This is a genomic window from Clostridium vitabionis, assembly GCF_015351765.1.
Lineage (GTDB): Bacteria > Bacillota > Clostridia > Lachnospirales > Lachnospiraceae > Clostridium_R > Clostridium_R vitabionis.
The window spans coordinates 200,604-218,984 of sequence record NZ_JADKQA010000005.1; the positions used below are offsets into that span (position 1 = coordinate 200,604).

16 protein-coding genes and 1 other annotated feature are annotated in these 18,381 nt (G+C 57.3%); of the genes, 4 read left to right on the top strand and 12 right to left on the bottom strand.

Features of this window, described 5'->3' with window-relative positions; all coding sequences use genetic code 11:
• Window positions 1-176: 176 nt before the first annotated feature.
• From ISF27_RS10840 to ISF27_RS10850, 3 genes are read left to right on the top strand one after another with little or no spacing between them, the layout of a single operon-like run.
• Window positions 177-1,034: a transketolase gene (locus ISF27_RS10840; RefSeq protein ID WP_194611490.1), complete on the top strand. Its 858-nt coding sequence runs from the start codon at window positions 177-179 to the stop codon at window positions 1,032-1,034.
• Window positions 1,034-1,981, top strand: a complete 948-nt coding sequence (locus ISF27_RS10845; protein ID WP_194611491.1) for a transketolase family protein — start codon at window positions 1,034-1,036, stop codon at window positions 1,979-1,981. The genes ISF27_RS10840 and ISF27_RS10845 overlap by 1 nt, the downstream gene beginning before the upstream one ends.
• 5 nt (window positions 1,982-1,986) lie before the next feature.
• The gene (locus tag ISF27_RS10850) at window positions 1,987-2,661 is read left to right on the top strand and encodes an aspartate/glutamate racemase family protein (protein WP_194611492.1); all 675 of its coding nucleotides are present in this window, start codon (window positions 1,987-1,989) and stop codon (window positions 2,659-2,661) included.
• Between the two features lie 272 nt (window positions 2,662-2,933).
• Here the strand turns inward: ISF27_RS10850 and ISF27_RS10855 are convergent, their stop codons facing one another.
• From ISF27_RS10855 to pruA, 5 genes are all read right to left on the bottom strand, one after another.
• Entirely contained in the window at window positions 2,934-4,241 is a 1,308-nt protein-coding gene (locus tag ISF27_RS10855; RefSeq protein WP_194611493.1) for a lipopolysaccharide biosynthesis protein, read from the bottom strand.
• Between the two features lie 110 nt (window positions 4,242-4,351).
• On the bottom strand, window positions 4,352-5,218 hold the full coding sequence (pgeF, locus tag ISF27_RS10860) for a peptidoglycan editing factor PgeF (RefSeq protein ID WP_235986322.1): 867 nt from the start codon (window positions 5,216-5,218) through the stop codon (window positions 4,352-4,354).
• A 327-nt stretch (window positions 5,219-5,545) separates the two neighbouring features.
• Window positions 5,546-7,225: a 2-isopropylmalate synthase gene (leuA, locus tag ISF27_RS10865; RefSeq protein ID WP_194611495.1), complete on the bottom strand. Its 1,680-nt coding sequence runs from the start codon at window positions 7,223-7,225 to the stop codon at window positions 5,546-5,548.
• A gap of 134 nt (window positions 7,226-7,359) precedes the next feature.
• A complete protein-coding gene (locus ISF27_RS10870) occupies window positions 7,360-8,706 on the bottom strand; it encodes an MATE family efflux transporter (RefSeq protein WP_194611496.1) in 1,347 nt (448 codons plus the stop codon).
• A gap of 169 nt (window positions 8,707-8,875) precedes the next feature.
• Window positions 8,876-9,157 (bottom strand) — a binding site (T-box leader).
• A gap of 82 nt (window positions 9,158-9,239) precedes the next feature.
• Window positions 9,240-10,868 carry an L-glutamate gamma-semialdehyde dehydrogenase gene (pruA, locus tag ISF27_RS10875; RefSeq protein WP_194611497.1) on the bottom strand — a complete coding sequence of 543 codons (1,629 nt, stop codon included), beginning with the start codon at window positions 10,866-10,868 and terminating at the stop codon, window positions 9,240-9,242.
• Between the two features lie 233 nt (window positions 10,869-11,101).
• Between pruA and ISF27_RS10880 the strand changes: the two genes are divergently transcribed.
• Entirely contained in the window at window positions 11,102-12,004 is a 903-nt protein-coding gene (locus tag ISF27_RS10880; RefSeq protein WP_194611498.1) for a LysR family transcriptional regulator, read from the top strand.
• Between the two features lie 198 nt (window positions 12,005-12,202).
• On the opposite strand, the gene rplA is transcribed toward ISF27_RS10880, so the two are convergent.
• From rplA to fusA, 7 genes are all read right to left on the bottom strand, one after another.
• On the bottom strand, window positions 12,203-12,898 hold the full coding sequence (rplA, locus tag ISF27_RS10885) for a 50S ribosomal protein L1 (RefSeq protein WP_194611499.1): 696 nt from the start codon (window positions 12,896-12,898) through the stop codon (window positions 12,203-12,205).
• A 66-nt stretch (window positions 12,899-12,964) separates the two neighbouring features.
• Window positions 12,965-13,390 (bottom strand): 50S ribosomal protein L11, encoded by a 426-nt coding sequence (rplK, locus tag ISF27_RS10890; RefSeq protein WP_194611500.1) that lies wholly within the window; start codon window positions 13,388-13,390, stop codon window positions 12,965-12,967.
• A gap of 41 nt (window positions 13,391-13,431) precedes the next feature.
• A complete protein-coding gene (gene nusG / locus ISF27_RS10895; RefSeq protein WP_235986327.1) occupies window positions 13,432-13,995 on the bottom strand; it encodes a transcription termination/antitermination protein NusG in 564 nt (187 codons plus the stop codon).
• Between the two features lie 53 nt (window positions 13,996-14,048).
• Window positions 14,049-14,255: a preprotein translocase subunit SecE gene (secE, locus tag ISF27_RS10900; protein ID WP_194611501.1), complete on the bottom strand. Its 207-nt coding sequence runs from the start codon at window positions 14,253-14,255 to the stop codon at window positions 14,049-14,051.
• Between the two features lie 45 nt (window positions 14,256-14,300).
• Complete coding sequence (gene rpmG, locus ISF27_RS10905; RefSeq protein ID WP_207727438.1) at window positions 14,301-14,465, bottom strand: 50S ribosomal protein L33; 165 nt, start codon at window positions 14,463-14,465, stop codon at window positions 14,301-14,303.
• Window positions 14,466-14,917: 452 nt separating this feature from the next.
• Window positions 14,918-16,117 (bottom strand): elongation factor Tu, encoded by a 1,200-nt coding sequence (gene tuf, locus ISF27_RS10910; protein WP_194611502.1) that lies wholly within the window; start codon window positions 16,115-16,117, stop codon window positions 14,918-14,920.
• A gap of 140 nt (window positions 16,118-16,257) precedes the next feature.
• A complete protein-coding gene (gene fusA, locus ISF27_RS10915) occupies window positions 16,258-18,375 on the bottom strand; it encodes an elongation factor G (protein ID WP_194611503.1) in 2,118 nt (705 codons plus the stop codon).
• Window positions 18,376-18,381: the final 6 nt, after the last annotated feature.

Genomic DNA, 18,381 nt, shown 5'->3' on the forward strand with positions numbered 1-18,381 from the left:
TGATTCTCCGGAAAGCCGCGGCGCGGATTTTCCAAACTTCTCGAGGCATCAGGCAAAATATATAAGGAATTCCTTATCTATCCAGTACAAGTCTTGTATTGGATATTTTTTATTATCCGGGATAGAATCAGGGCAGAAAGAACGAAACAGACCTGGCAGCACAAGGGGGTTTGCACATGAGTACAACAATCAGTCCTTACTATTTTACCGAAGACGATGTGAAGCGGCTGGAAAAACAGGCCATCCAGACGCGCACCGATGTCATCCATATGATCGCGAAGGCGGGAGCCGGGCATCCAGGCGGGTCGCTCTCCGCTTCCGATATCGTGACCGCCCTGTATTTCCACATTCTGCGGATTGACCCGAAGAATCCGCAGTGGCCGGACCGCGACCGTTTCATCCTGTCCAAGGGCCACTCCTGCCCGGCACTCTACTCGTGCCTCGCAAGGCGCGGCTTCTTTGACCCGGAGGAGCTTGAACATCTCCGCGAGTACGGCGCTGTCCTGCAGGGACACCCGGATATGCACAAGACGCCGGGAATCGACATCAGCACCGGTTCCCTGGGCAACGGCCTCGCCGTCGGTGTCGGGATGGCGCTCTCCGCCCGCCTGCACCACCAGGATTATATGACCTACGTCCTCATGGGCGACGGTGAGCTGCAGGAAGGCCTCGTCTGGGAGGCCGCCATGGCAGGCGCGCATCACGACCTGAAAAATCTGACCGCCATCGTGGACTGCAACGGCGTCCAGATCAACGGCTGGGTCAACGACATCATGACCGTGGAGCCGATCGGGGATAAATGGCGTTCCTTCGGCTGGAAGGTTGTCGAGGCGGACGGCCATGACATGAAGGATATTCTCACCGCCTTCCATGTGGCAAAGACGATGCGCCATCCGACCGTGATCCTGATGCGGACGGTCAAGGGACGCGGCGTCTCCTACATGGAGGATGAGTCCGGCTGGCACGGCAAGGCGCCGGATGCGGCCCAGGCAGAGGAAGCGCTCACAGAAATCAGCAAAGGAGGGATCATCTAATGGCAAAGGCAATGGCAGACCGGCATATCTTCGGTCAGGAACTCTGTGAAATCGGAAAGACCAATCCCAACTTCGTTGTCTGCAACGCGGATACCAAAGCCTGCAACCTGGAACATTTTGCCGATCTTTTCCCGGACAGGGCATTTTCCATCGGCATCGCCGAGCAGGATATGACCGATATCGCGGCAGGCCTCGCCGCCTGCGGCAATAAGGTCTTCATCTCCACCTTTGCGGTATTTGCCACGATGAGGGCCTGTGAGCAGGTGCGCACCTTCATCTGCCACCCGAACCTGAATGTGACCATCCTGGCGACGCACACCGGCCTCCAGGTCGGCGGCGACGGCGCGACCCACGCGGCGGTCGAGGATGTCGGCATCATGAGCTCCATGCCCAACATGACCATCGTCCAGCCGGCGGACGGCGTGTCGGCGCGCGCCATCGCACACTGGGCCGTGGACTTCAACGGCCCGCTCTATGTCCGGCTGCACCGGAATCCTGTTCCGGATTTCTATAAGCCGGGTGAGTTTACCTTCACCTTCGGGAAGGCCATCACCGCGGCGGATTACGGCAAAGATCTCACCATCATCTCCTCCGGAATCCTGCTTGCCAAGGCCTATGAGGCGGCCGGCATCCTGAACTCCCGCGGTATCGGCGCCCGGGTTCTCGATATGCAGACGATCAAGCCGCTGGACACCGAGGCGGTGATCCGTGCGGCAAAAGAGACCGGTGCCATCCTGACCGTGGAGGATCACAGCATCCTGAACGGCCTCGGCGCCGCCTGCGCGGAGACTGTTGTAGAAAACTGTCCGGTTCCCATGAAGCGGATCGGCATCCCGGACTGCTTCGGGGAATCCGGCGATCCGGAGCTCCTCTATAAGGCGCATGGCATGGATACGGATTCGATTGTAGAAAAAGCGATGGAACTGGTCAGGAGAAAGGAAGGCTGAGTGCGATGAAAGAGCATCCTCATGTAACAATTTTACAGACAAGCTTCGCCAAGAGGGACGATACTGTCCGTTTCCTCACGGAAAAGGTTCCCGGCGTTGATGTGGAATTTATCACGGACAGCACCATTCTCAAGGATGTGCGGAAGAACGGCGGCCCGACCCAGGCAGTCATCGACCGGATGCGCCTCTACGCGAAGGCGGCGGAGATCTCCGGCGCTGACCTGATCATCAATTCCTGCTCGACGGTCGGCGAGGTCGCGGACATTTACCGTAAGGATGTCAAGATCCCGGTCATGAAGGTTGAGGACCCGATGTGCCGTGAAGCCGCCTCCCTGGGCACAAAATTCGCGATCATCGGCACGGTGGAAACGTCCATGCATCCCGTTGGCCGCATCATCGAGCGTCTCGGGAAAGAGCAGGGAAAGACCATGGACTGCAGCTATTTTGTGCAGACAGAGGCATGGAATGCCTTAACCGCCGGCCACCCGGAGGAGCACAACCGGATCCTTCTCGCCAACATTAAGCAGCTCGACACGGAAGGCTATGATGCCATCGTCATGTCCCAGGTATCGATGCGCGCCCTGCTCCCAGAGCTCGGCGGGACGAAGACGCCGGTGCTCTGCAGCTTCTATTCGGGCTACGGTGCCGCCGCGGACTATCTGAACAAGCTGCGGACGTAGGGCTGAACGCCACCGGTTTACACGCCCTGTAAGACCTGTCTGGAAAAATGAACAACAGGCAAGATTCCGGATCTCCCCCGGAATCCGCGGAAACGAATAAGGACTGCTCCCCAATTTCACTCGAAATCATGAAATGGGGAACAGTCCCTCTTTTATTGGATTTATCCCGCAACCCGCCTTACAGCTAAATCACCCTTGAGAGCGGTCTCTCGGATGTCAGACCGCATCATCAGAAATCCTTCTGATTTTTCTTACCCGGCTGCGCCGATGATTCAGTCATAATCCACTTTCTTCTCCCGCGGCCTTTGCAGTTCCCTCTTGCCCCTCTTGACCAGGAAGACCGCCACCAGCCCAAAGAACACGGCAAGCGCTGTCATCAGGAGCAGGTAGGAGAACGCCCCACCGAAGATCCCTGCGGCGCGCACAAATGGCCGCGAGATCAGTGCGGCGAGAATGGCGGAAGCAACATAACCGGCAAATATCGCTGCCTTCCCCTCCATGACAATAATCGCATAGTAGAACAGGTTGATCAGCGCGTTCATGGCGCCGCCCAGGATGATCAGCAGGAGGGCCGGCCGGCTTGCCGCCAGCATGCCCCGGAGATTCGGATAGAGCATGGCAAGCACCGGAATCCCCAGAAAATAAGCCGCCCCCATCGCCAACACCGTCAGGGCGAGGATAATCACAAAGATTTTCCGGACAACCCGGGCAACCCCCTCCGGATCCCCGGTATCCCAGGCATCCGACATAGCCGTCACATACGGGCGGATGACAAAGCCGGCAACCAGGTTGATCACATTGGTGGGCATAAAAATCGCGGTAAAGAGCGCCTGGTAGCGGTCTGCCATGCAGGCGTTGATCGCATACTTTGCCGCAGAAAAAACATAAAAATCCAAAACCACAGAAAGGAAGAGGACGATATTTTCCCGGAAAAGCTGCACACAGCGGCCATCGCCGACCGTCATCACCGCCTGCGGGAGATACCGGATCACCGGACAGTCAAAGAGAACAATCCCCGCAATCTGGGCGAAAACCGCCGCAAGGCAGGCGACCGTCAGGCGGCCTGTCACGGCCAGCGTGCCGAGAAACACCGCGACGCTGAGTACCGTCCGGAAGGTGTTGGACTTCCCAGTGAGATAAAGCCTGCCGTCCCGCTGAAATTCAGACTCATAGACATCGGCAAAGCCGTCCAGAACCTTGTAGAGCACCATGAGCAGGATAACCGCCGCCTTGTGGGCGGAATAGCCACTTGCCGCAAGGTACAGGAGGGAAAATATCACTGCCCCGAGGCAGGTGATGATCCTCAGCCGCAGGTACTCACCGAAGGTGAACCGCATCCGGACATCCGTGATCTGGAACGGGCGCATCCCGAAATATGCCACCATGAACATATGCTGGCCAAAGGTGGAGAAGGCAAACGCAAAGATCCCGCCCTCATCTGCGCCAGCCATCTGCACGACGGCGATCGTGAGCAGCATGGAGGCCATCGCATAGCAGAAGCTGCCCAGGGTGTTCCACTCTACATTGCGCCGACCGATCTTCTCATCATTTCCGAGCAGCAGCTTTGCGAGAACTTGCATCGCGGACCATCACCTCCAGACTTTACTCAGGGTTAAAATAGCGGTTGTCTCCGCCGCACAGGATGCCCGGCAGCCAGCCGGAATGTTCCGGAATTTCCCGTATTCCGCTGTCATCCCGCGATCATCATGAACGCACCGAGATTTCCCCGCCTTCCATGGCTTGCGCGGTGGGAGAACATCAGCTCCGGGTTGCAGCAGGTGCAGATATCGGTGACCTCGATATGCTCCGGGCGTACACCTGCGTGAAGAAGGATATAGCGGTTGGCCTCCTGGAGATCAAGCTGATATTTTCCCGGATTTTTGCCCGGAACCATCATGCGTTCCGCGTCCGCGCCAAACTCCTTCCGGAAGGCGCCGGCGACATCCTCGCTGACCTCGTAGCAGTCCCGGCAGATCGACGGCCCGATGGCGCAGAGGAGATCCTCCGGCCGGCTTCCGAATTCCGCCGCGAACCGCTCGACGGTCACCTGTCCCATCCGGCGGACAGTCCCGCGCCAGCCGGAATGGGAGATTCCGACCGCACGCCGGACCGGATCCGCAAAGAGCAGCGGTACACAGTCCGCAAAAAACGCGCCCAGGATGAGTCCCGGCTCATCGGTCATCACCCCGTCAATGTCCGTGTAATCTCTCGGGCGGACAACGCCCTTCCCGGCATCCGCCGCCGTCACCCGCCGGAGGTTCACCGTGTGCGTCTGCTGGGTGGAGACCATGTGATCCGGCGTGGTGCCGAAAACTGCCGCGACCCGGCGGTAATTCTCCAGCACATGCTCCGGGTCATCCCCCCGGTCAAAGCTGAGGTTCATCGAACGGAAAATGCCCTCGCTCGTGCCGCCTTTCCGCGTTGTGACCAGGTGCCGCACAAAGGGAAGCTTCGAGAGCCCCGGAAAAGTGAGATAGAGCAGATCGCTGCCGTCTGTATTTGCCCAATGGTTCTCCTGAAGAACCGGAACTGCCGTCTTTCTCCTGAATCCTGCCAATCGTCCACACCTCGTTTTTCTGTCCGCCATCTGCCGGTGCCCTTCCGCCTGCCCCGCCAGTCCGGCGGCAAACGGGGTATTCCCGCGAATCCCGGATATCCATATGCCTGCTATTCTACCATGTTTTTCCTGCGGGGAACAGCCCCGCCTGCCGGGGAGAACACTCGATCCCCCGGCGGACATCGTGGGATTTGGCGGGAACAGCCATGCCGGCCGGGAACCCGCGGGAGCCGCGCGGGCCGAGGCCGGATGCCGGCGCAGCGCACAAAAAGGAACGGGCCGCGGCCCGGAAAACCCCTGGAGCCGCAGCCCGACTGCTGTCCTGATTTACTGTTCGTCCCTGTAGAAAAGGCGGTTCACCGCGCTGAAGATCCCGCGGAACGAAGCCCTCGTGATGTTGGAACTGATGCCGACGCCGTAGGTCGCCTCACCGGTATCCTGGTTCAGCAGGTGGATGTAGGAGGCCGCCTGCGCCTCGGAACCGGTGGTCAGCGCGTGCTCGCTGTAGTCGAGAACGCGGATGTTGATATGCAGCGCCTTCTCCAGCGCGCGCTGCACGGCATCGATCGGTCCGTTTCCGGTGCCTTCAACCACCCGCTCAACACCGTGGTCGGTGAAGGTCAGGGTCGCCGCAGTGGCGAAACCGCCGCCCTCATACTCGCGGTCGGTAATCTGGCACTTGCGGAAATGCATCGGCTCCTTGCGGTCGATGTAGTTCTTCTTGAACTCCTCCATAATCTGCGGCGGTGCTACCTCGCCCTGGCGCTCGGCGATGCTCTGGATGATGTCCGCAAATTCCTTGTGCATCCCCTTCGGCAGACGGAAGCCATAATAGGTATCCATGACGAACGCTACGCCGCCCTTGCCGGACTGGCTGTTGATGCGGACAACCGGCTCGTACTTGCGGCCGATATCGCTCGGGTCGATCGGAAGATACGGAACCTCCCAGATCCCGTCCGTGCGCTGCTTGAGCGCCGCCACGCCCTTGCTGATGGCGTCCTGGTGGGAGCCGGAAAATGCCGTGAAGACCAGCTTGCCGGCATACGGCTTTCTCGGGTCGGTCGGCATCTTCGTCACGCGCTCGCAGACCTCGACGATGTGCTTGATATCGCTGATCTCCAGCTGGGGGTCAATGCCCTGGGAGAACATGTTGTAGGCAAGGTTCAGGATATCCACATTGCCCGTGCGCTCGCCGTTGCCGAGCAGCGTCCCCTCGACGCGCTCCGCGCCGGCAAGCATCGCCAGCTCGGTCGCCGCGGTCGCGGTGCCGCGGTCATTGTGCGGATGAATGCTGAGGATGATGCTCTCCCGGTTCTTGAAGTGCTTTCCGCACCACTCGATCTGGTCCGCGTAGACATTCGGCGTCGTCATCTCGACCGTTGCCGGAAGGTTGATGATCACCTTGTTGTCCGGCGTCGCGCCCCAGCGCTCCACGACAGCATCGCAGACCTCAACGGCATAGTCCATCTCCGTCCCGGTGAAACTCTCCGGCGAATATTCCAGGATCACCTTCCCGTCATAATCGCTCATGTATTTCTTCACCATATCCACGCCGTCCAGGGCGATCTGCTTGACCTCCTCCTTGCTCGCGTGGAAGACAACCTCGCGCTGGAGGGTGGAGGTGGAGTTGTAAATATGGACAATCGCCTTTGGGATCCCCTGGATCGCCTCGAAGGTCCTCTTGATCAGCTGATCCCGGCACTGGGTCAGTACCTGGACGGTCACATCGTCCGGAATCATTTTCCTGTCCACCAGCTGGCGGAGGAAATCATACTCAATCTGGGAAGCTGCCGGGAAGCCGACCTCGATCTCCTTAAAGCCCATCTTCACCAGCATATTGAACAGCTCGATCTTCTCCTCAACCACCATGGGCTCCACCAGCGCCTGGTTGCCGTCCCGGAGGTCAACGCTGACCCAGATCGGTGCATGCTGGATTTCCTTGTCCGGCCACTCGCGTTCCGGATAGTGAAGAACCGGTACACGCTTATACTTGCTGCAATTCATCATTTGATTTTCCTCCATGCCGTCATGGCTTCAACCTTCGTAACCATTCAGAACCCCACACGCGGAGGAATACCCGCATGTGCTGGACAGTTACCGAACTTCCGCCGCGCCCCGCGCGGTCCCGACTCTCTGATACCTCACAACACGGAAAACCTGAGCCATCGCCTGCTGTAAAAACGCAGGCTGTACACCACCGACCGGATCATCCAGTCGATAAACATCCCGATCCAGACCGCAATCGGGCCGAAGCCCAGAGCCCTGGCCAGGTAAATGGCAACCGTCACTCTCGCCGTCCACATGATGATCGTGCTGGTGATCATGGAAAAACGGACATCCCCGGCCGCCCGCATCCCGTACGGGATGATGAAGGCGGGTACCCAGAAGATCGGCTTAAACACGGATATCCAGTCCACCAAGTTCCGGCAGATCGCCGCGCTCTCCGGCGTCATCCCGGCAAGCCGGGTGATCGGTCCCGCTGCCAGCCAGATGAGGGCGACCGAAATTCCGAGAAATCCATAGCCCCAGACGACAATCTTCTTGACGTAGTAGACTGCCTCATCCTTCCGGCCCGCGCCCAGGCACTCGCCGACGATCGTCATCAGCCCGATGCCGCAGGCGACGCCGGCAACACCGTTCAGATTCTCCAGGATCGCGGCCATCGCGTGCGCGGCGATTGCCGCTGTCCCCATCATGGAGACCGTGGACTGGATCACCAGCTTGCCGAACTGGAACATCGAATTTTCAATGCCGTTCGGAATGCCCATCGCCAGGATCCTCCGGATCTTATATCCGTCCGGGCGGATCGCGCGGTAGCCGGTCACATAGAGCTTCCGTCTCCTGTCCCGGAGCACCGCGAGGATTACCACCATGGAGAAGACCCGTGAAGCCAGCGTCGCGATCGCGGCGCCGGCGACCCCCATCCCGAGGCCCCAGATCAACACCGCGTTGCCCGCAATGTTCAGGGCGTTGGAGACGGTGGCGACGGCGAGCGGAATCCGCGTATTTTCCTGTGCCCGGAAGACCGCCGATCCGGCGTTGTAGAGCGAGATCGCCGGAAAGGATAATGCCGTCCAGAAGAAATAAACCGTTGCCGCATCCATGACCCCCTGGTCGACGCTCCCGAAAATCAGCCGCAGGAGCGGTCGGAGCGCGCAGAGGCAGAAAATCATGATCCCCAGGGAGAGCGCCATTACCACGAGAAGCAGCTGTTTTGCCGACGCTCTCGCGTCCTCCAGCCTTTTCATCCCGACATAGTGGGAGCAGACAATCGTCCCTCCGGCCGCCAGCGCCGCAAATGCCTGGATCACCAGGATGTTGATGGAATCCACCAGGGAGACCGCTGACAGTGCCTCCGGCCCGACGTTGCTGACCATCATACTGTCCGCGGTTCCCATCAGGCTGTTCAGCAGCTGCTCCGCGATCAGCGGAATCAGCAGGGCGAGAAGCTGGCGGTTGTCAAACATGTGTTTTGTTTCAGTTTTCATCGTGTCTCCTGCAGGGGCTTATGCATAAAGCAAATTTGCTAAGTTCGAACTGCGCTCACGCTTGTTCTCACTAAGCAAATTCGCATAGCTCGCACTAAACTCGCGCTTCGCCCGCTGGGCTCGCGCTTGTTAAGTGCTCTGCATAAAAAAACCCCTGCAGCTTATAAGCTGCAGAGGCGAATAAACGAAATCCGTGGTACCACTCTGCTTGCCGTTGATGCGGCCACTCATCTCCGTCAGGAAACCCGCTGATCCGATTGCTGCCGATTCCGTAACGGTTTCATCTGTAACGGGATTTCCCGTCCTCTCTTATGCACTCAGCCGGATCTGCTGAGGGTTCGGAGGGGAAGCTCAGGGGGGAGATCGCCGCATTTCCTCCTGCCGTCTCGCACCAGCCGACGGCTCTCTGAAAGGATTCCGCTGCGGGAGTTGTCCCCATCAACGCTTATAGCAAGAGTTCTACCATGAAATCCGAAAACTGTCAAGCGAATCTCAAATGGCAAATCGATTTACTCTCAGCCGGCAAATCCGGATTACTCCATGTGCGGCATGAGAATCTTGGTCTCGGGAACCAGGACTTCCTTCACTGCTCTCTGGGTTACCCAGCGGGCCATGTTGGTGGATGTTCCGGCCTTATCGTTGGTTCCGGAAGCTCTGGAGCCGCCGAACGGCTGCTGGCCGACTACGGCACCGGTCGGCTTCTCGTTGATGTAGAAGTTGCCTGCCGCCTGGCTGAGCTTGTGGGAAATATCGTTGATGGCCTTTCTGTCCTCCGCGTAGAGCGCGCCGGTCAGGCCGTAAGCGGTGCTGGTGTCGCAGAGCTCGATGGCTTCCTCTTCCTTCTCGTCCTCATAGACATAGACGGTGAGCACCGGACCAAAGATCTCCTCGATCATCGTCTTGTAGGTCGGAGTCTTCGCAAGGATAACCGTCGGCTGGATGAAGTAGCCGACGCTGTCGTCGCACTGGCCTCCCTCAACGACCTCAGCATCCGGAGAGTTCTTGGCCTCTTCGATGTAGCCGGAAATCTTCTTGAATGCGGCAGCGTCGATCACCGCGTTGCAGAAGCACTTCGGATCGCGGATGTCGCCGGCGTAGATGTTCTTCATTACCTCGTGCATCTTCTCCTTGAGCTCCGGCCAGATGGATGCCGGAACATAAGCTCTGGACGCTGCGGAGCACTTCTGTCCTGCGTAGGAGAAGGCTGCGCGCATCATGCCGGAAAGAAGGGCATCAACATTTGCCGACGGATCAGCGAAGATGAAGTCCTTGCCGCCGGTCTCGCCGACCAGGCGCGGATAGGAGTGATAGCGCTCAATGTGGCTGCCGACCTCACGCCATACACTGTTGAATACGCCGGTGGAGCCGGTGAAGTGGAATCCGGACATTCTCGGGTCGGTGATGACATACTTGGAATAGTCGGTTCCCTTGGACGGAACGAAGTTGATCACGCCGTCCGGAAGTCCGGCTGCCTGCAGGACCTTGAAGAAGTAGTAGTTCGCAAGGCTCGAGGTTGTGGACGGCTTCCATACGGACACGCCGCCTGCGATCGCCGGTGCGGACGGAAGGTTTCCGCCGATGGAAGTGAAGTTGAACGGGGTCAGAGCCGCAACGAAGCCCTCAAGAGGACGATACTCGAGGCGGTTCAGCGCGCCCGGGGTCGGTCCCGGCTGGCCCTTGTAGATCTCCTGGAGCCCCCAGGAATCGAAGCGCATGAAATCGAACAGCTCGGCGATATCGATCTCGGCTTCCCACATGTTCTTGGACTGTCCGAGCATGGTCGCCGCAAGCAGCTTATTCCGGCACGGGCCGTTCACGGACATCAGCTCGGCTGCTCTCAGGAAAATGGCCGCGCGGTTCTCCCACGGCATATCCGCCCATTCCTTGGCAACCTTCTGGGTGCCGTCGATGGCGTCCTTCAGCTCTTTCTCGCCGCCGCGGTGAAGATGGGCGATCACGTGGCTGTGATTGTGCGGTTCAACGATATCGATCACATCATCGGTAAAAATCTCCTTGCCGTTGATGATGACCGGGATCTCGACAACTTCCTGGGACTGTTTCTCAACCTCAGCCATGAGAGCGATCTGCTCCGGACTGCCGGCCTTGTACAGTTTGCAGGGCTCGTTCTCGGGTCTTTCCATCTTGAAAAATCCTTCGTTCATCTGCTCTTACCTCCTGTAATCATTTCTGACTGGATTTTGTACAGCAAATCTTTTATAGTTTCTTATAGCAGTATTGTATTTTTCTTTTCTTCTAATGTAAAATATTCGTCTTCAATAAACTATAAATTTATTTTATGATTGCAGGATCCAAAGCCCGCGCCTTGCATGTCCGCATGCCGATGCTGATGGCGCAGGGCTTACGGACACCCCTATCGATGGACAAGGAGGCACACATGGAACTTCGCCAGCTCAAATATTTCGCGGCCGTCAGCCGCTGCCGCAACTTCACCAAGGCGGCAAACGAACTGCACGTGACCCAGCCTACGGTCACGACGGCGATCCGCAACCTGGAAAATGAGCTCGGCGTCGCCCTGATCGACCGGGCGACCTGCTCTCCGACCACTGCCGGCGACGAGCTTCTCCGGCGGAGCGCCCTCATCTTCCGCAACCTGGACATCATCAAGGAGGAAATCCACCAGGGAAGTTTCGGCAAGGAGAAGCTGTCCGTTGCCATCCCGCCGATCTCCTGCTCGGCCATGTACCCGATCGTGCTGGGCAGCTTCGTCTCCGCCCATCCCGAGATCGATGTCACCGTCCAGGACATCTGCAACGGCGAGGTTCTCCATCACCTTCTGGGCGGCGACGGGGAACTGGACGGCGGGTTCGTGGTGGGATCCTCCGTCACCAGCCCGAACGTGGATTATGTAGATCTCGCGAAAGGCACGCTGAAAGTCCTGGTCTCCACCCGCCATCCCATCGCTGCCAAGCCCGCGGCGGAACTCCGCGACCTGGTCGGGGAGAAGATCCTGATGTACGAAAAGGGGACGTCCTACACCGAGCTCAGGATCGCCGAGGAGATGAGCCAGCAGGGGCTGCCATTTCAGATTAACCAGTACTTTCACAACATCTCCACCATCTTCGACCTCGTCTCCCAGAACTACGGGATCTCCTTCACGATGGACACAACCTCCCCTTCCCTGACCCACGTCACGGGGGTTGCCGCCATCCCGTTCCGCGAGCCGCTGGATTACCGGGTGAGCTTCATGTGGAACCGTGCCAGCGGCAAGCGGCAGGGCATGAAAAAGCTGATCCGCTTTATCTGCGATTACTACAAGGCAGGCGGAGCCGGCGCGTGACTATGACGGCGATACCTCACAGCCTGCCCGATGAGCAATCTGTGCTGCTGGACGGCCGCAAAAAGCTGTGCCTGTTCGGAGCCCTGCGCCCGCCGGGCGCACCCAAAAAGACACCCGCGGAGAACATGTCCCCGCGGGTGTCTTTCTCTATCTATGCTATTTTGCCTGATGGTTCACAGCCTGCCGGGGCCATTAAGGTCAGCCGGCGATCTTGGCAACGGCGAGCTTCACGCCCGGACCCATGGTTGTGGTCAGAGTCGCGCTCTTAATATAAGCACCCTTGAGGGAGCTCGGCTTTGCCCTGAGAACTGCGTTCATCAGCGCCTGGAAGTTGTCCGCTAACTGCTCCTCTGTGAAAGAAGCCTTACCAACCGGAACATGAATGATGTTGGACTTGTCAAGTCTGTACTCTACTTTACCGGCTTTAATATCCTTGATGGCCTTAGCCACGTCCATGGTAACGGTTCCTGCCTTCGGGTTCGGCATTAAGCCCTTCGGGCCGAGGATACGGCCCAGACGTCCTACAACGCCCATCATGTTCGGTGTTGCAACAACAACGTCGAAATCAAGCCATCCCTCGTTCTGGATTCTCGGGATCAGCTCCTCAGCGCCGACATAATCCGCGCCTGCGGCCTGCGCCTCATCTGCCTGCGGTCCCTTGGCAAATACAAGAATCCGGACACTCTTGCCGGTTCCGTGAGGAAGAACAACGGCACCACGAACCTGCTGATCCGCATGACGGGAATCGCAGCCGGTTCTGATGTGAAGCTCGACGGTCTCGTCGAACTTTGCGGAAGCGGTCTTCTTTACCAGGGAGATCGCCTCTGCTGCGTCATACTGAATGGAGCGGTCTACTAATTTAGCAGCCTCTTTATATCTCTTTCCTCTTTTCATTGAAAAAACCTCCTGTGGTCTTGTCGGGATTGCCCTCCCACTCGTGGAAAATTACTCTTCGGTCGATCACTCGGCAACAGTGATGCCCATGCTTCTTGCTGTGCCCGCGATCATGCTCATGGCAGCTTCGATGGAAGCGGCGTTGAGGTCAGGCATCTTGGTCTCCGCGATCTTCCGAAGGTCTTCCTTGGAAATCTCGGCAACCTTGGTCTTGTTCGGAACACCGGAGCCGGACTTGATCTTGCATGCCTTCTTCAGGAGAACAGCTGCCGGCGGAGTCTTGGTGATGAAGCTGAAGCTCTTGTCCGCATAAACCGTGATGATTACCGGGATGATCACATCACCCTTATCCGCAGTCTTTGCGTTGAACTCCTTGGTGAACTGTACGATGTTGACGCCGTGCTGGCCCAGGGCCGGACCGACCGGGGGAGCCGGGGTTGCCTTGCCGGCAGGAATCTGTAACTTGATGTATCCAGTAACTTTCTTAGCCATTTTCGTAGACCTCCATTAAATTCTGATCTTCGGCCGGCACATCACTGTACCGCCCTGACGTCATCGACGCTGAGCTCGACCGGGGTCTCCCGGCTGAACATGCCCATGGTAATGGTCAGCGTCCGGCCATCCTTGCTGATGGACTTGACAACACCTGTGTTGCCCTGGTAAATTCCCGCGATAATCTCGACAGCGTCGCCGACCTCGATTCCGGAAACCAGGACTTCCTCATCATCTTCCTTCTGGCAGAGACTTGCGTACTCCGCATCGGAAAGCGGCACAGGCTCGGAGCCCGGTCCGACGAAGCCGGTGACTCCGCGCGTATTCCGGACCACATACCAGGTGTCCTCGTTCTTGATCATGCGGACAAGGACATAGCCGGGAAACATCTTCCTCAGGCCTTCCTTCTTCGCACCATTCTTCAGCTCGGTCACCTTCTGCAGCGGAACAACGACCTCGACGATCTTGTCCTCCAGATGACGGTTCGCTACCGTCTTCTCCAGATCCATCTTGACCTTGTTCTCATAGCCCGAATAGGTGTGGACAACATACCATTCCGGCTTGCCCTGCGGTTCAGGTCTTCCCTGCATTTCATCATCCGGCATAATCTCACTCCTGACTATTCTCCGCGTCCGTCTCCAGCTGCAACCCGCCTGTCTCAGATCACATAATGCAGAAGGAACACAAGCAATGTGTCCAGTCCGGCGATAATGAGTCCAAGCGCGATGGATGCCGCGACGACAGAACCAGTTTCCTTTGCCACAGTTTCCTGGTCGGGCCAGACAATCTTGTTGAATTCAGACTTGAGCCCCTTCCAGTAGCTGGTCTTCTTGGCAGATTTTTGGTTTTTCTCCGTGTCAGCCATCCTTTTCCTCCAGAGCTGTGAGGCAAGACCGATGTCTAAACGACATTATCTCGTCTCTTTGTGCAGCGTGTGCTTTCTGCAGAATCTGCAGTACTTCTTGACTTCCATTCTGTCCGGATGAGTCTTCTTATCCTTGGTCAGATTGTAATTGCGCTGCTTGCATTCTGTGCATGCGAGTGTAATCTTTGTGCGCACGACTTCCACCTCCATTTGATCGATGTTGGCGTCCTTCTTTTCTGTGAAAGTTCCCTGCCCCACAGGTGGGTGCGGCCGTCGCCGCAAAACTATGGTGAAGCGGGGAGACAGCGGCGGCAGCCGCCAAGGGTTGGGGTAAACAGCTTGCCGCACCGCACACCGGACTTCACAGATCCGGGGTGCCATATCCGCCCGGAGGCAGATATCATTTCTCCACACAAAAAAGAAGAACCTTGGTTCTTCCATAGCTTATTAAGAATAGCACGGGGAAATGCCCGCGTCAATAGGCTTTTCCGCTATTTCTGCCTGTCCAGTTGTAGGATCACGATCCTGAGAAGCACAACGGCGATCCCCGCCGTTTGGAGTCATTCCAGACAGCCCGCGGGTATACCGTCTGCCGGATATGACGAAAGCCGGCCGGCAAGACGAACTTGCCGACCGGCGATCAATTCATTTATCAGGCAGAATTACTCAAGAATCTTTACAACTCTGCCGGAACCAACGGTTCTGCCGCCCTCACGGATGGCGAAACGAAGGCCCTCTTCCATAGCTACCGGGTGGATCAGGTCAACTTCCATCTCAACGTTGTCGCCCGGCATGCACATCTCAACGCCCTGCGGCAGCTCGCAAACGCCGGTAACGTCGGTTGTACGGAAATAGAACTGCGGACGATAGTTGTTGAAGAACGGAGTATGACGGCCGCCTTCATCCTTGGTCAGGACGTAAACCTGGCAGGTGAACTTCTTATGGCACTTTACAGAACCCGGCTTGCAGACAACCTGGCCTCTCTCGATCTGGTCACGGTTGATACCACGGAGAAGGGCACCGATGTTATCACCGGCACGAGCCTCATCCAGGGTCTTACGGAACATCTCGATACCAGTAACAACGGACTTCTCTGTCTCCTCGCTGATACCAACGATCTCAACTTCATCGGAAACGTGAAGCGTACCACGCTCTACACGGCCGGTAGCAACGGTACCACGGCCAGTGATGGTGAAGACATCCTCAACCGGCATAAGGAACGGCTTATCCGTATCGCGAACCGGCTCCGGAATGTAGGTGTCGACAGCATCCATGAGCTCCATGATCGCGTCAGTCCACTTGTTCTTCTCGCCCGGATTCTCCAGAGCCTTGAGAGCGGAACCGCGGATAACCGGAACATCATCGCCCGGGAAGTCGTACTCGTTGAGAAGGTCTCTAACCTCCATCTCAACCAGGTCGAGCAACTCTTCATCGTCAACCATATCGCACTTGTTCAGGAAGACAACGATAGCCGGAACACCTACCTGGCGGGCAAGCAGGATGTGCTCACGAGTCTGGGCCATAACACCGTCGGTAGCGGCAACAACGAGGATTGCGCCGTCCATCTGGGCAGCACCGGTGATCATGTTCTTTACATAGTCGGCGTGTCCTGGGCAGTCAACATGCGCGTAGTGTCTTTTGGCAGTCTCATACTCCACGTGTGCGGAGTTGATTGTTATACCTCTTGCCTTCTCTTCCGGTGCCTTATCAATCTGATCGAACGGAACAGCCGGATCAATACCAAGTCTAGCCGCCAGAACAGCGGTGATGGCAGCTGTCAGAGTGGTTTTGCCGTGATCGACATGGCCGATAGTACCAATGTTGCAATGCGGTTTTGTTCTTTCAAACTTCTGCTTAGCCATTTTGCAATTCCTCCTAAGGTTTATCAGGTTTACTTATGCGCTTTATGTCGGGACTGCTTCTGCCCCTGCGGACGCAGCAGTCCCGATAAGCTTTATTTTAGCATCGACTCGCTTAATTAGCAAGTCATTTCCTTACTTCATTACTTGTTCTTGTCGTTCAGGACCTTCTCCTGGACATTCTTCGGAACCTGCTCATAGCGCTCGAAGAACATCGAGAAGTTTCCGCGGCCCTGGGTTCTGGAACGAAGGTCGGTCGCATAGCCGGCCATCTCCGCCAGCGGAACAAGGGCTTTTACCATCTTGCCGCCGCCGATGTCTTCCATACCCTCGACACGGCCTCTTCTGGAATTCAGGTCGCCGATCACATCGCCCATGTACTCCTCCGGCATCGTGACATCGACCTTCATGATCGGCTCAAGGAGAACCGGTGCAGCCTTTGCCATTGCCTGCTTGAACGCCATGGAACCCGCGATGTGGAAGGCCATCTCCGAGGAATCGACCTCGTGATAAGAGCCGTCGTAGAGGTTCGCGTGAACGCCGAGTACCGGGAATCCGCCCAGAATGCCCGCGCCTGCTGCTTCACGGACACCGTCCTCAACAGCGGGGATGAATTCCTTCGGGATCGCGCCGCCGACTACGGTAGACTCGAAGGAGAAGGTCTCCTCCGCGTTCGGATCGGTCGGCTCGAACTTCATCTTAACGTGACCGTACTGGCCCTTACCACCGGACTGCTTCGCGTACTTGACCTCGACCTCCGCCGGCTTCGTGAAGGTCTCCTTGTAAGCAACCTGCGGGTTGCCGACATTTGCCTCTACGTTGAATTCGCGGAGAAGTCTGTCCACAATGATCTCCAGATGGAGCTCGCCCATGCCGGAAATGATCGTCTGGCCGGTCTCCTCGTCTGTTCTCACGCGGAAGGTCGGATCTTCCTCAGCCAGCTTCGCGAGGGCATCGGTCATCTTGCCCTGGGATGCCTTGGTCTTCGGCTCGATCGCAATGCTGATAACCGGCTCCGGGAACTCCATGGACTCCAGGATAACCGGGTGCTGCTCGTCGCAGATCGTGTCACCGGTGGTGGAGTTCTTGAAGCCTACAGCCGCCGCGATATCGCCGGAGTATACTTCCTCAAGTTCGTGTCTCTTGTTGGCGTGCATCTGGAGCAGACGGCCGACACGCTCCTTCTTGTCCTTGGTCGCGTTCAGCACGTAGGAGCCGGACTTGCAGATACCGGAGTACACGCGGAAGTAAGCAAGCTTTCCTACGAACGGGTCTGTCATGATCTTGAAGACCAGGGCAGAGAACGGCTCGTCATCGGAGGACTTTCTGGTCACCGGGTTGCCGTCCAGGTCGGTTCCCTCAACATCCGGGATATCCGTCGGTGCCGGCATGAAGTCGATAACCGCATCCAGAAGCTTCTGAACGCCCTTATTTCTGTACGCGGTACCGCAAAGGCACGGGATCGCGCGGTTTTCGATGGTTCCCTTGCGGAGAGCCGCCTTGAGCTCTTCCTCGGTCGGCTCCTCGCCGTCCAGGTACTTCATCATCAGATCGTCATCCAGCTCGCAGATCTTCTCGACCATCTCGGTCCGATAAAGCTCAGCGTCATCCTTCATATCATCCGGGATGTCTGTGATCTCAATCTGATCGCCCTTGTCATCCTTATAGTAGTAGGCTTTCATCTCGAACAGGTCGATGAGGCCCTGGTAGGTGTCCTCAGCGCCGATCGGGATCTCAATCATAATCGTATTCTTGCCGAGACGGTCGTGGATCGTCTGTACAGAGTGGAAATAATCCGCCCCGACAACATCCATCTTATTGATGAAAGCAAGTCTCGGTACATGGTAGGTATCGGCCTGGCGCCATACATTCTCAGACTGAGGCTCAACACCGCTCTTGGCATCGAATACGCCGACAGCTCCGTCAAGGACACGGAGAGAGCGCTCAACCTCTACGGTGAAGTCTACGTGTCCGGGGGTATCGATGATGTTGATTCGATATTCCGGAGCTCCCTCAATCTTCTTGTGGAACTTCTCGTGAGTCCAGTGGCAGGTGGTCGCGGCGGAGGTGATGGTGATACCTCTCTCCTTCTCCTCTTCCATCCAGTCCATGGTAGCGGTACCCTCGTGGGTATCGCCGATCTTGTAGTTGATGCCGGTGTAATAAAGGATACGCTCTGTCAGTGTCGTCTTGCCCGCATCGATGTGGGCCATAATCCCGATATTTCTGGTTCTTTCCAGCGGATACTGTCTGTCAGCCAAAGCTAT